This window comes from Microbispora hainanensis (genome assembly GCF_036186745.1).
Lineage (GTDB): Bacteria > Actinomycetota > Actinomycetes > Streptosporangiales > Streptosporangiaceae > Microbispora.
On sequence record NZ_CP108086.1, the window covers coordinates 851,927 to 866,308 of the forward strand.

The window sequence follows — 14,382 nt, forward strand, 5'->3', positions numbered from 1 at the left end:
AACGCGAACATCTATGGTCAAGTCCTCGGCCTATTAGTACCGGTCAGCTCCACACATTACTGCGCTTCCACTTCCGGCCTATCAACCCCATCATCTCTAGGGGGCCTTACCCACACACGGTGGTGGGAGACCTCATCTTGAGGCGAGCTTCCCGCTTAGATGCTTTCAGCGGTTATCCCTACCGAACGTAGCCAACCAGCCGTGCTCCTGGCGGAACAACTGGCACACCAGAGGTTCGTCCGTCCCGGTCCTCTCGTACTAGGGACAGCCCCTCGCAAGTCTCCTGCGCGCGCAGCGGATAGGGACCGAACTGTCTCGCGACGTTCTAAACCCAGCTCGCGTACCGCTTTAATGGGCGAACAGCCCAACCCTTGGGACCTACTCCAGCCCCAGGATGCGACGAGCCGACATCGAGGTGCCAAACCATCCCGTCGATATGGACTCTTGGGGAAGATCAGCCTGTTATCCCCGGGGTACCTTTTAGCCGTTGAGCGACACCGCTTCCACACGCCGATGCCGGATCACTAGTCCCAGCTTTCGCTCCTGCTCGACCCGTCAGTCTCACAGTCAAGCTCCCTTGTGCACTTACACTCGACACCTGATTGCCAACCAGGCTGAGGGAACCTTTGGGCGCCTCCGTTACCCTTTAGGAGGCAACCGCCCCAGTTAAACTACCCACCAGACACTGTCCCCCACCCGGATCCACGGGCGCGGGTTAGACGTCCAAAACGACCAGAGTGGTATTTCACCAATGACTCCACGATGACTAGCGTCACCGCTTCCCAGTCTCCCACCTATCCTACACAAGACGCTCCAAACGCCAATGTCAAGCTGTAGTGAAGGTCCCGGGGTCTTTCCGTCCTGCTGCGCGAAACGAGCATCTTTACTCGTACTGCAATTTCACCGGGCCTGTGGTTGAGACAGCGGGGAAGTCGTTACGCCATTCGTGCAGGTCGGAACTTACCCGACAAGGAATTTCGCTACCTTAGGATGGTTATAGTTACCACCGCCGTTTACCGGCGCTTAAGTTCTCACCTTCGCACCCCGAAAGGCGCTAAGCGGTCCCCTTAACGTTCCGGCACCGGGCAGGCGTCAGTCCGTATACATCGTCTTACGACTTCGCACGGACCTGTGTTTTTAGTAAACAGTCGCTTCCCCCTGGCCACTGCGACCCCCACCAGCTTCGAACGCAAAGTCCTACACCAGCAGAGGTCCCCCTTCTCCCGAAGTTACGGGGGCAATTTGCCGAGTTCCTTAACCACAGTTCACCCGACCGCCTTGGTATTCTCTACCTGACCACCTGAGTCGGTTTAGGGTACGGGCCGCCGCGACACTCACTAGAGGCTTTTCTCGGCAGCATAGGATCACCCACTTCGCCACAATCGGCTCGGCATCACACCTCAGGCTTGTGTGCTGCGGATTTGCCTACAGCACGCCCTACATGCTTACCCCGGGACAACCACCGCCCGGGCTGGGCTACCTTCCTGCGTCACCCCATCGCTTACCTACTACCAGATCAGGCCAGGCGTTCACCCTGACGCCGACTCCGAAGAGCCAACCGGGCTAAGGACCCTTAGTATCACTGGATTCGATATGGGCGCATCACAGCGGGTACGGGAATATCAACCCGTTATCCATCGACTACGCCTGTCGGCCTCGCCTTAGGTCCCGACTTACCCTGGGCGGACGAACCTGCCCCAGGAACCCTTGGTCATCCGGCGCAGAAGATTCTCACTTCTGACTCGCTACTCATGCCTGCATTCTCACTCGCACGACCTCCACCACACGATCACTCGGCAGCTTCACCGGCTCGCACGACGCTCCCCTACCCACCACCAGCACAAGTGCCAGCGGTGCCACGACTTCGGCGGTGTACTTGAGCCCCGCTACATTGTCGGCGCAGAATCACTTGACCAGTGAGCTATTACGCACTCTTTCAAGGATGGCTGCTTCTAAGCCAACCTCCTGGTTGTCACTGCGACTCCACATCCTTTCCCACTTAGCACACGCTTAGGGGCCTTAGTCGGTGATCTGGGCTGTTTCCCTCTCGACCACGGAGCTTATCCCCCGCAGTCTCACTGCCACGCTCAACTTACCGGCATTCGAAGTTTGGCTGACGTCAGTAACCTTGTCGGGCCCATCAGCCATCCAGAGCCCTACCTCCGGCAAGCACACGCAACGCTGCACCTAAATGCATTTCGGGGAGAACCAGCTATCACGGAGTTTGATTGGCCTTTCACCCCTACACACAGGTCATCCCCCAGGTTTTCAACCCTGGTGGGTTCGGTCCTCCACGCAGTCTTACCCACGCTTCAACCTGCCCATGCGTAGATCACCCCGCTTCGGGTCTACAGCATGCGACTCAAACGCCCTATTCAGACTCGCTTTCGCTACGGCTCCCCCACACGGGTTAACCTCGCCACACACCATAACTCGCAGGCTCATTCTTCAAAAGGCACGCAGTCACATCACAGCCACCCGAAGGCGACTACGCTCCTACGGCTTGTAGGCACACGGTTTCAGGTACTATTTCACAACCCCTCACCGGGGCGCTTTTCACCTTTCCCTCACGGTACTCGTCCACTATCGGTCACCAGGAAGTATTTAGGCTTACCAGGTGGTCCTGGCAGATTCACACAGGATTCCTCGAGCCCCGTGCTACTCGGGAACACCCCCAGCAGTCGGCAAGATTTCGCCTACCCGGCTATCACGGTCTACGGCCGCCCTTCCCAGAGCGTTCGACTACCCCACCGATTTCTCACTGCCTGAAGAGACGGCGGTCTCCTCCGGAAGGTCCCACAACCCCGCACACGCAACGCCCGCCGGCTATCACACGCGCACGGTTTAGCCTCCTCCGCTTTCGCTCACCACTACTCACGGAATCACTATTGTTTTCTTCTCCTACGGGTACTGAGATGTTTCACTTCCCCGCGTTACCACCAACCGCCCTATACATTCAGACGGCGGCAACACCACATGACTGGTGCTAGGTTTCCCCATTCGGACATCCCCGGATCAACGTCTGGTTGGCGACTCCCCGAGGCTTAACGCAGCCTCCCACGTCCTTCATCGGCTCCTGATGCCAAGGCATCCACCGTGTGCCCTAACTAACTTGGCCACAAAGATGCTCGCGTCCACTATGCAATTCACAAACAACAACCAGACAACCAGCCCACCCCACCACCAAACACCCGAACCCCCACCGCAAGCCCACCCACAACAGGCGAACCCACAAGCAAGGACCCCGGCCGGTATGGCAGGAGACCAGCCCTGAAGAAAACCAACCCCACCACGACCACCACAACCAGCAGCGGCCAGGCGAACGGGCCCGTTTCCTCAGGACCCAACAGTGTGCCCAACCAGTCACAACCCCCAAAGCCCACGCTCCCACTCCGTGATCACTCACGGCGGTACTAGCAGACCCGGCAACCACGACCGGCTGAATAACCAGTGCTCCACTAATGAGCGCACCAGGCAGGGAACATTCGCCCCTGAACCCGGCATGGACCAGACCCGAGACCACCACACCAACGTGTGGCAGCACCAACCAGGCCGGCCGAGTGCTCCTTAGAAAGGAGGTGATCCAGCCGCACCTTCCGGTACGGCTACCTTGTTACGACTTCGTCCCAATCGCCAGCCCCACCTTCGACCGCTCCCCCCACAAGTGGTTGGGCCACGGGCTTCGGGTGTTGCCGACTTTCGTGACGTGACGGGCGGTGTGTACAAGGCCCGGGAACGTATTCACCGCAGCGTTGCTGATCTGCGATTACTAGCGACTCCGACTTCATGGGGTCGAGTTGCAGACCCCAATCCGAACTGAGACCGGCTTTTAGGGATTCGCTCCACCTCACGGTATCGCAACCCTCTGTACCGACCATTGTAGCATGTTTGCAGCCCAAGACATAAGGGGCATGATGACTTGACGTCATCCCCACCTTCCTCCGAGTTGACCCCGGCAGTCTCCCATGAGTCCCCACCACCCCAAAGGGCGTGCTGGCAACATGGAACAAGGGTTGCGCTCGTTGCGGGACTTAACCCAACATCTCACGACACGAGCTGACGACAGCCATGCACCACCTGTACACCAGTCCAAAGGAGGCACCCATCTCTGAGTGTTTCCGGTGTATGTCAAACCTTGGTAAGGTTCTTCGCGTTGCGTCGAATTAAGCAACATGCTCCGCCGCTTGTGCGGGCCCCCGTCAATTCCTTTGAGTTTTAGCCTTGCGGCCGTACTCCCCAGGCGGGGCGCTTAATGCGTTAGCTACGGCACAGGAATCGTGGAAGACCCCCACACCTAGCGCCCAACGTTTACAGCGTGGACTACCAGGGTATCTAATCCTGTTCGCTCCCCACGCTTTCGCTCCTCAGCGTCAGAACTGGCCCAGCAAGCCGCCTTCGCCACCGGTGTTCCTCCTGATATCTGCGCATTTCACCGCTACACCAGGAATTCCGCTTGCCCCTACCAGCCTCTAGCCTGCCCGTATCCACCGCAGACCCGTAGTTAAGCCACGGGCTTTCACGGCAGACGCAACAAGCCACCTACGAGCTCTTTACGCCCAATAATTCCGGACAACGCTCGCGCCCTACGTATTACCGCGGCTGCTGGCACGTAGTTAGCCGGCGCTTCTTCTACAGGTACACGTCAACTTCGTCCCTGCTGAAAGAGGTTTACAACCCGAAGGCCGTCATCCCCCACGCGGCGTCGCTGCGTCAGGCTTCCGCCCATTGCGCAATATTCCCCACTGCTGCCTCCCGTAGGAGTCTGGGCCGTGTCTCAGTCCCAGTGTGGCCGGTCGCCCTCTCAGGCCGGCTACCCGTCGTCGCCTTGGTAGGCCATCACCCCACCAACAAGCTGATAGGCCGCGAGCCCATCCCCAACCGAAAAAACTTTCCACACCCACACCATGCGGAGGAGTGTCGTATCCGGTATTAGACCCGGTTTCCCAGGCTTATCCCAGAGTCAGGGGCAGGTTACTCACGTGTTACTCACCCGTTCGCCGCTCGAGTACCCCGAAGGGCCTTTCCGCTCGACTTGCATGTGTTAAGCACGCCGCCAGCGTTCGTCCTGAGCCAGGATCAAACTCTCCAAACAATGCTTGAAAAGAGATCACTCTGGCCGGCACCCCCCGGCTAAGGAAAGATGCCGTCAAAGGAATCCGTCACCAACACACAACGCGTGTTGCTATGACGGGGTCATGCATGATTCATGCACTGGCTTTTAGCACACTGTTGAGTTCTCAAGAAACGGACGCGACCACCATCACCCGAAACCCTGAAAGGTCCCACGCTCCGGGGCGTTTCACCGTTTGTTTTTCTTTTGTCTTGCTGGTCTTAATTCTTCCCGACCGGCTCTTTCGTGTCAAATCCGCCCCACCGGGACTTCATTTGACCCGAAACCCGCCGACCGACAGGAATTCCGACCCCCCGTTTCCGGGGCAACCCCTCTAACTTACCCGAACTCCCAGCCCGGCGCAAAACCACCAGATCCGAAAGATCAAAAAGCAGAGGAGAGCGCCGGCGACAACCCGCGCACACGCAAGACAACCACCGAAGTGATCGAAGAGGAGTGCGCCGAACCGCGCCGACACCACAAGATTACCAGGATCCGGCACCGCCATGACCCGGTTCGAGAACAACGCCCCCGCTGCGGGGGCTATTCCCGGCCGCGCCGGCTTGGCCCCCGTACGTTCTCGCAGGTCGGGGCCGGGGGCGCGCCCGGGTCACCATACGCGGCAAAACGGGCGAGCGTGCGGGGACAACCAGATCCGTCTCTCAGGCATCTACTTAGCGCCGCGGCGATCAGCCGGGACGGCACGGACGATCGGGGAGGAACCACGTGAGGAACGACAGCCGCGCACGGCCGTCTTCCCCGCGTCCCGCGGCGGCTCGATGTGACCGCCGCCTTCCCACGCAACCGAACGTCAAGCCGCTCGCAATCGCTGCGCGCTACGAAGACGATGCGGAAGTCCCCGTACGGCGCCAACCCGGCCGCCCGGACTTCCGTCGCTGGAGGTGGCCATCATCATGCGGTCGGAGTTCGACGACATCCGCGCCCACATCACCGCCGAGCCGCCGCGGCCGAGCGAGTTGCTCGAGCTCGCGCACTCCCTGCTCGACGACCTGGAGCAGTTGCGCACCCGTGAGGCGATCCTGCGCTCGCACTACCTCGCTCTGCTGACCGCCGCCCGCGCCACCGTGGCCGCGGACGCCGCCGGGCACCCCGCCGCGCTCACCTTCCTCCAGCACGAGCTGGCCGAGCACGGGCAGCTTCCCGACGGCGAGCAGGCGCAGCGGATCCTGTCGGACGCCGTCGCCGCGCAGGCCATGCTCGCCCACCTCGACGAGCCGGCGGCGCCCCGCCGGTCCCGCGCCGCCCGCGGCGCCGTGTGCGGCGGAGTCAGCCGCAGCCTGCGGGGCTGAGCGGCTCAGCCGCCCGGGATGAGCTCGTGCACGAAGACGACGTTGGGGTAGGCCGGGTTGTCGGTGTACCCCTGAACGTTGCCCAGGTAGGCCCGCTGATAGTTGGCCACCCACGGCACCGCCACCACGGCCTTCTCTCCGATGAGCGTCCTCTGGAGCTCGGTGTACGCCCTCTCCGCCGCGGAACGGTCGTTCGCCACCAGTGACGGCAGACGGTCGATCCTCGCGTCGACGTTCGGATCCTTCAGGTAGGTGAGGTTGAAGGACACCGGCTCCGCGCTGTGGAAGACGTTCAGGAACCACGAATAGGCGTCGGCGTAGTCGGGCCACCAGTACATGACGAGGATGTCCTGGCGCTTGGCCGGGTCGGCGGACTTGCCCAGGTTCCACTGGTCGTTCCACTGCATGGCCTTGGCGTCGAGTTCCACGTTCAGCCCGGCCAGTGCGCTCCTGAGCTTGCGTACGAGCAGTTCCTCGTCGTCGTCTCCCTGCGCGTACGTCAGTGTCAGGCGCAGGGGCGCGCCGCCGGGGCCGTACCCCGCCTCGTTCAGCAGCTGGGCGGCCGTGGTCAGGTCCTGCTTCTGGGTGTAGTCGGGCAGGTGCCCGAGCAGGCCCTCGGGGACCAGGCCGGAGGCCGGCGCCCCCGCCCCCTTGAGCGCGGTGATCAGGCCGTCGTAGTCGATGGCCTTCTGCACCGCCCTGCGCAGCCGTACGTCCGTCAGCGGGCCCGAGGCGGTGTTGAACAGCACGAGCATGTTCTGGAACGCCGGCACCTGCAGGGTGCGGACGCCCGCGGTGCCGCGGGCCCGGCGGAAGAGATCGGGGTTCAGCCGCTCCACGAAGCTCGCCTCGCCGCGCAGCAGCAGCTGGTAGGCCCGGTTGAGGTCGGGCATCACGCGGAACTCGATGTTCCGGTAGTGCGGGCCCTCCCAGCCGCCCCAATAGCGGTCGAAGGCACGCAGCACCAGTTCCTTCTCGCGGCCCTTCTTCCAGCTCGCCACCGTGTAGGGCCCCGAGCCCGCGTCGCGGCCGGCCTGGAACCACTTCTTGAGGTCGCCCGTGCCCGCCGCCTGGGTGTCGTAGATGTACGCGGCGTAGTCGGCGGAGGCGATCAGGTCGAGCGGGGCGGCGTACTTCAGCCGGAACTCCACGGTGAGCGGATCCTTGACCGTGATCTGCTGGACGGAGTCCCAGACGTAGGCCGCGCCTGCGCCCATCCGCTTGGTGCGCTCGACGGACGCCTTGACCGCGGCGGCGTCCACCGGCCGCCCGGTGTGGAAGACCATGCCGGATCGCAGGCTGAAGGTCCAGACCCTGCCGTCGGACGACGCCTGCCAGCGCTCGGCCAGGCGTGGCGCGGCCCGGCGCGTCCGGGGGTTGTACATCGTCAGCGAGTCATAGATGTTCTGCATCGCCATGATCTCGTTGGAGTACGAGCTCGCCGGATCCCAGTCGGTGACGATGTCCAGATTGGACAGATAGACGAAGGTGGAGTCCTTCGTCGAGGGGAGGTTCGCGGCCGAGATCTCCCGGACCTCGCCTCCGCCGCAGCCCGCCAGGGCCAGCACGGCCATCACTCCCAGCACGAGTAAGCGGCGCATGCGTGCGGGTCCTTTCCGTGTCTACCATGATCGACGCTACTGCAAGATCACGATTGGACACGATATTTCCGGCTAACCGATCACAAGCCCCTCATCCGGCGCACCTCGCTGCTAGTCTCTATCCCTGTCACAAAAGGGTTTTATGTGAGGCTTGTCCCTCACTGGGCGAGGTGCCATGAGTCCGCGCAGGCGTGACCGGCCGATCAGGTCCCGGCTCATCGGCCTGCTGCTCGTACCACTCTTCTCACTGGTCGCTTTGTGGGCTGTGACCGCCGGCGTCACGATCGGCGACAGCCTGAGCCTGCGCACCTACAACACGCTGTGGTCCACGCTCCGCCGGCCCGCCGACTCCCTGATCGTCGACCTTCAGGCCGAGCGCCTGACCACGGCCCGCTACCTCGGCTCGCACCGGACGACCGACCGCGACGCCATGGTTCTGCAGCGCCAGCGGACGGACAAGACCAGGGCGCAGGTCCGCACGCTGGCCCTGTCGAGCGCCTCCCGCTCGGCCACCACTCCGGCCATGCGCACGCAGGTCGACGAGATGCTGTCGGGGCTCAGCCGGATCGACGAGATCCGGGCGGAGATCGACGAGGGGCTCTCCGAACGGCTGCGTGCCATCGAGACCTACAACCTGGTCAGCGACTCGATCTACCGCATGCACTACAGCCTGGCGCTGATCGACGACATCCCGATCTACCAGCAGTCACGCGTGGTTATCTCGCTCGGCTACGCCAAGGAGCTGCTGACCCGGGAGCAGGCGCTGGAGGCGGCGACCGGCCCGTCGGGCGGCCTCACCGACGAGGAACGCAAGCTGTTCACCCAGCTCGTGGGCAACCGCCGGTTCCTCATCGACCAGGCGCTGCCCGAGCTGGACACCGGCCTGCGGCAGCTCCACGTCAACCTGATCACCACTCCGCTCTACCAGCGGCTGCGGCTGCAGGAAGAGCAGATCATCGCCGCGCCCAGGCTCTCGGCGCGTACGCAGCGGGTGTGGCAGTCGACCTCCGACGACCTGGCCGACTCGTTCCAGAAGGCGCAGACCGAGGCGGCGGCCCTGCTCGCCCAGCGCGCCGCGCCGATCGCCGACTCGATCCTGCGGCGGGCCGTGCTGGCCGGAGGCTTCGGGCTTCTCGCGGTCATCGCCTCGATCCTGATCTCGCTGCGGGTCGGCGGGCGGATCGCCCGCGAGCTGGCCGACCTGCGGCAGGCCGCGCTCGACCTCGCGAACAAGCGGCTGCCGGGCGTGATGGTCAAGCTCAAGCGGGGCGAGGACGTCGACGTGGCCACCGAGGCGCCCCCGCTGCAGACCGTGGGCGGGACCGCCGAGATCCAGGACGTGGGCCGGGCCTTCTCGACGGTGCAGGAGACCGCGGTTGAGGCCGCGATCGGGCAGGCCCGCCTGCAGCGGGGTGTCAGCCAGGTCTTCCTCAACCTGGCGCGGCGCAGCCAGACGCTGCTGCACCGGCAGCGGACCCAGCTGCACGGTATGCAGCGGCACATCACCGACCCGGACATGCTGGAGGAGCTCTTCCGGCTCGACCACCTGACGACCCGCATGCGCCGCCACGCCGAGGGCCTGATCATCCTGTCGGGCAACGCCCCCGGCCGCGCCTGGCGCAAGCCCGTCCCGATGTACGACGTCGTACGCGGGGCCGCGGCCGAGGTGGAGGACTACGCCCGGGTGAACGTGCTGCCGATGGAGGACCACGGGCTCGACGGCGCCGCGGTGGCCGACGTCATCCACCTCATCGCCGAGCTGATCGAGAACGCCACGATCTTCTCGCCGCCGCACACCTCCGTGTCGGTGCGCGGGGAGCTCGTCGGCATGGGCTTCGCGGTCGAGATCGAGGACCGCGGGCTCGGTATGACCAAGGAGCGGCTCGACGAGCTGAACGAACGGCTGGCCGACCCGCCGGAGTTCGACATCGCGGACACCGACCGCATGGGGCTGTTCGTCGTCGCGCGCCTGGCCGCACGCCGGGACATCCGCGTGACCCTGCGGCCCTCGCCCTACGGAGGAACGACCGCCATCGTGCTGATCCCATCCGGGCTCATGGTGGGCCCCAAGGACCCCGATCTCGCCCGTCTCGCCGCGGGAGAGGTCACCCCGGAGGACATCATCCTCGCCTCGCTGCAGCGGGGGTCGCAGGAGAACGAGAACACCGGCGAGGAGGACCGAAAGTGACCGAACGCATGCAGGACCAGTGGCTGGACGAGGAGGCCGGGCCGATCGTGCCGGCCTACGCCCTGACCCGCGGACGCGTGCGGCCCTCCAGCCAGGAGATCGACCTCGTCGCCATCGTGACCGCGACCGGCGGGCCGACGCCGGTGAGCCTCGGTCCCGAACAGTGGATGATCCTCAGCCTGTGCGCCCGCCCTGCGTCGCTGGCGGACATCGCCGCGGCGATCGACCTGCCGCTCGGCGTCGTACGCGTGCTGGTGGGCGACCTCCACGAGCAGGGGCTCGTGCAGGTGCGCCCACCCGCCAACGTCGCGCGCTTCCCCACGCCCGGCATCCTGTCCGAGGTGATCAGCGGCCTGCGCGCGCTGTGACCCGCCGCGTCACAGCGCGTGCGGGTAGTGCCGTGCGGCGTGCTCCGGCGTGATGTAGCCCTCCCGCAGGTCGGCGCGTACGGCCTCGGGGTCGCGCTCTTCGGGCGGGCCGTACCCGCCGCCGGAGCCGGTGCGCAGGTGCACGACCGCGCCCTTGGGCAGGAAGATCCGCGTCTTCAGCGAGAAGTCCTCGGTGCGCCCGTCGGGATATTCGACCGTGAGCCGGTTGGGCCGCCCCGCCAGGCCGCCCTTCAGGCCCCAGGGCTCCAGCGCGGTCCTGGCCAGCCCGGACGTGAGGTACTGGTCTTCCAGGATGCGGAAGGACAGGTCGAGGCCCAGGCCGCCGCGGTGCCGGCCGGGGCCGCCGGAGTCCTCGGCCAGGGCGAGCCGCTCGATCCGCCAGGGGTTGCGCGCCTCCCACACCTCGGCCGGGGTGAAGCGGGTGGCCGACTCCGAGATGTACATGAGCGCGCTCGCGCCGTCGCCCGACGGCGAGGCGCCCTGGCCCACCGGGTGGGGCGCGCCGTCGGCCCACGGCTCGCCGGTCGCCTCGCGGTTGCCCCACCACACCAGGGCGTTGATGTCACCGCCGCTGGCGGCGGGCACCGATTCCGGCACGGCTTCCGCCAGCGCCTTGATGATCAGCTCGATGGCGTGGTCGGAGGGGATGCCGTACATGAAGCAGGGCGCGGGCCGCACGGGGTGGAACAGCGAGCCGAGCCGGGTGACCAGCTCCAACGGGCGGAAGTGGCCCTCGTTGGGCTGCTCGCCCGCCCCGGCGAGGAAGGCCACCGCGATCCGCACGGCCGCCACCGTGGACGGCAGCGGGCAGTTGACCGGCCCGCCGACCTGGTCGGGGCAGTCGGTCAGGTCGACGGTCACCGACGAGCCCTCCACGACGACCCGTACGCCGAACGGGATCGGTGTGCCGTTCACGCCGTCGGAGTCGATGACGCTGGACGCCTCGTAGACGCCGTCGGGCAGACGCTCGAACCAGCCGCGCACCAGCGCCTCGCCGTGGGCGTACATGCGGGCGACGCAGCGGCGGAAGGTGTCGAGGCCGTGCCTGCGCACCAGCGCGCCGAGGGCCTCCGCCCCGGTGCGCGCCCCGGCCACCATCGCGTTGATGTCCCCGATGACCATCTCCGGCATCCGGCTGTTCGCCAGGATCATCCGGTAGACGTCGCTGACCAGCCGCCCGGCGTCGTACAGCTTGACCCCGGGGAAGATCGTGCCCTCCTGGTGGACGTCGACCGTGTCGGTGCAGTAGGGGTCCTTGCCGCCGATGTCGAGCCAGTGGGCCTTGATGGCCGAGTAGGCGACCAGCGTGTCGTCGTGGAAGATCGGCACCACCATCGCCGCGTCCTGGGGGTGGGAGCCGGTGCCGTACGGGTCGTTGTAGAGGATCACGTCGCCGGGGCTGAGCGCGGCGGGGCCGCCGACGCCCTCGACGGCCTCCCGCACGCAGAAGCCGAGCGTGCCCATGAACGCCGGCAGCGTCGGGGCCTGCGCCAGCATGCACATGTCGGCGTCGTAGAAGGCGACGGCGAAGTCGAGCGCCTCGTAGATGATCGGCGAGAACGCGGTGCGGATCAGCGACTGCTTCATCTGGTCGGCGGCCGCGTTGAGGCCCTGCCGGATGATCTCCGTGGTGACGGGGTCGGCGCCGTCGCCCAGGCCGGGGTGGACCTCCGCGTATCGGGTGCGGACGATGGTCATCAGCGGTCCTTCCGTGTGATCACGAGGCAGCCGCTCTCGTGCGCCTCCGCCGCGAATCCGGCGTCGACATAGGTCGTCGCGGTCGGCTCAACCACCAGCAGCGGGCCCTCGGCCACGCCGTCCAGGTCCTCCCGCCGTACGACCGGGGCCTCGGTCCAGGCGCCCCGGCGGAACGACCACAGCCGCGTCGTCCCCCGACCGCTCTCGCCGGACGGCGGGGCCGGCACCATCGGGCGGTCCGCGTCGAGGACCACCCGGCCGGTCGCCCGCACGGTGACGATCTCCAGCGGGTCGGGCAGGGTGTGGCCGAAGGCCCGGTGGTACGCCTCGGAGAACCGGGCCGACACGGCCGCCACGTCGTCCTCGCCCAGCCGCACCGGGATCGTCAGCGTGTGCTCCTGTCCCCGGTGGCGCAGGTCGAGGTCCACCTCGCGTACGGCCCCGGGCTGCGCGAGCCGTTCGAACAGCGTCTCCGTCACCCGCTCGACCAGCGGCAGCGCCTCGTCGTCCAGCGGGCGCACCATCGTGCGGGCGGCCGTCCGCACGATGTCGGCCTGCACCAGGCCGACGGCGGAGAAGTTGCCCGCGTTGGGCGGCACGACCACGGTGTCGACGTCGAGCTCGTCGGCGAGCAGGCAGCCGAACACCGGCCCCGCGCCGCCGAAGGCGACGACCGCCCCGCCGCGCGGGTCCACGCCCCGCTCCACGGTCACACCGCGTACGGCCTGGGCCATGTGCGCGGCGGCGATTTTGATCACGCCAACCGCGACCGCGTCCACGCCGTCGATGCCGGTCGGGCCGGAGAGCGGCGCCAGCGCGCGGGCCGCCGCGTCCTCGGACAGCTCGATGCCACCGGAGATGTGCCCGCGGGGGATCATGCCGAGGTGCAGCGCGGCGTCGGTCACCGTGGGCTCGGTCCCGCCGCGCTGGTAGCAGGCGGGCCCGGGGTCGGCGCCCGCGCTGCGCGGGCCGACGCGCAGCAGGCCGCCCGCGTCGGCGTACGCGATCGAGCCGCCGCCCGCGCCCACCGACCGCACGTCCACCCAGGGGCTCTGCAGCGGCAGGCCGACGACCTCGCCCTGGTAGAGCAGCGGAAGCCGCCCGTCCTCGATGAGCGCGGTGTCGAAGCTGGTGCCGCCCACGTCGGCGGCGACGGCCGTGCCGATGCCGAGGGAAGCGGCCAGGCGGGCGGTGGCGGCGGCCCCGGCCACCGGGCCGGACAGGATCGTCTCGAACGGCCGGGCCGCGGCCTCGGCCAGCGCCAGCGCGCCGCCGCCGGACCGGGTCACGAGCAGCTCGCCCGCGAACCCCCTCGCGCGCAGCTCGCGGTCGAGATTATGCAGGTAGGGTCCCATGCGGTGGCGGACGAAGGCGTCCACGACCGTGGTGCAGGTGCGCTCGTACTCCCGGTATTCGCCCGAAACCTCGTGCGACAGCGAGACCGGCCCGGCGAACCCGGCCTGCCTGAGCAGCTCGGCCGCCCGCGCCTCGTGCGCGGGGTTGGCGTAGGAGTTGACCAGCACGATCGCCACGGCGTCCACGCCCTCCGCGGCGAACGTCTCGGCGGCCCGCCGCACGTCCTCCGGCTCCAGGTCGCGTACGACCGAGCCGTCGGCGGCCACCCGCTCGGCCACCTCCAGGCGCAGCCGCCGGGGCACGAGCGGCGGCGGCGGGGTCCAGAACAGGTCGTAGGGGTCGTCGCGGTCGCCCCTGCGGATCTCCAGCACGTCGCGGAACCCGGCCGTGGTGATCAGGCCGACGGTCGCGCCCCGCCGTTCGAGCAGCGCGTTGAGGCCCACGGTGGTGCCGTGCACGAAATGACGGCAGCGGGCGAGCAGATCCGCGGGCACCGCCGCGTCGACCGCGGCGAGGACCCCGCGTTCCGGCGCGGACGGCGTGGTGGGCTGTTTCGCGACCCTGATCTCGCCGGTCGCGGCGTCGTGGAGGACGAGGTCGGTGAAGGTGCCGCCGACGTCCACTCCGATGACCGTTGTCATGCCAGGCAACGTAGATGCGGCCGGGGGCCGCGTCGATGTGCCCTCACGACGACGAGATCACGGTTGTTGTCCCCTCGAAACAGTCACCC

6 protein-coding genes and 2 rRNA genes are annotated in these 14,382 nt (G+C 66.6%); 3 read left to right on the forward strand and 5 right to left on the reverse strand.

Translation table 11 applies throughout. The features are described from left to right. Positions 1 to 13: 13 nt before the first annotated feature. Both OHB01_RS03875 and OHB01_RS03880 read right to left on the reverse strand, forming a co-directional pair. Positions 14 to 3,118, reverse strand: a 23S ribosomal RNA gene (locus tag OHB01_RS03875). A gap of 453 nt (positions 3,119 to 3,571) precedes the next feature. Then, positions 3,572 to 5,092 (reverse strand): 16S ribosomal RNA (locus OHB01_RS03880). The 16S and 23S rRNA genes sit together here, the layout of an rRNA operon. 920 nt (positions 5,093 to 6,012) lie before the next feature. On the opposite strand from OHB01_RS03880, the gene OHB01_RS03885 reads away from it, so the two are divergent. Then, positions 6,013 to 6,420, forward strand: a complete 408-nt coding sequence (locus OHB01_RS03885; protein ID WP_328854937.1) for a hypothetical protein — start codon at positions 6,013 to 6,015, stop codon at positions 6,418 to 6,420. A 5-nt stretch (positions 6,421 to 6,425) separates the two neighbouring features. Here the strand turns inward: OHB01_RS03885 and OHB01_RS03890 are convergent, their stop codons facing one another. After that, positions 6,426 to 8,021: an ABC transporter substrate-binding protein gene (locus OHB01_RS03890; protein ID WP_328854938.1), complete on the reverse strand. Its 1,596-nt coding sequence runs from the start codon at positions 8,019 to 8,021 to the stop codon at positions 6,426 to 6,428. Between the two features lie 175 nt (positions 8,022 to 8,196). Between OHB01_RS03890 and OHB01_RS03895 the strand changes: the two genes are divergently transcribed. Then, on the forward strand, positions 8,197 to 10,209 hold the full coding sequence (locus OHB01_RS03895; protein ID WP_328854939.1) for a nitrate- and nitrite sensing domain-containing protein: 2,013 nt from the start codon (positions 8,197 to 8,199) through the stop codon (positions 10,207 to 10,209). Next, positions 10,206 to 10,577, forward strand: a complete 372-nt coding sequence (locus tag OHB01_RS03900; protein ID WP_244312750.1) for a DUF742 domain-containing protein — start codon at positions 10,206 to 10,208, stop codon at positions 10,575 to 10,577. The genes OHB01_RS03895 and OHB01_RS03900 overlap by 4 nt, the downstream gene beginning before the upstream one ends. Positions 10,578 to 10,586: 9 nt before the next feature. Here OHB01_RS03900 and OHB01_RS03905 read toward each other — a convergent pair whose 3' ends face one another. After that, the gene (locus OHB01_RS03905) at positions 10,587 to 12,296 is read right to left on the reverse strand and encodes a hydantoinase B/oxoprolinase family protein (RefSeq protein ID WP_147945314.1); all 1,710 of its coding nucleotides are present in this window, start codon (positions 12,294 to 12,296) and stop codon (positions 10,587 to 10,589) included. After that, on the reverse strand, positions 12,296 to 14,293 hold the full coding sequence (locus OHB01_RS03910; RefSeq protein WP_142650666.1) for a hydantoinase/oxoprolinase family protein: 1,998 nt from the start codon (positions 14,291 to 14,293) through the stop codon (positions 12,296 to 12,298). Before OHB01_RS03910 ends, OHB01_RS03905 begins: the two co-directional genes overlap by 1 nt. Between the last annotated feature and the right edge of the window lie 89 nt (positions 14,294 to 14,382).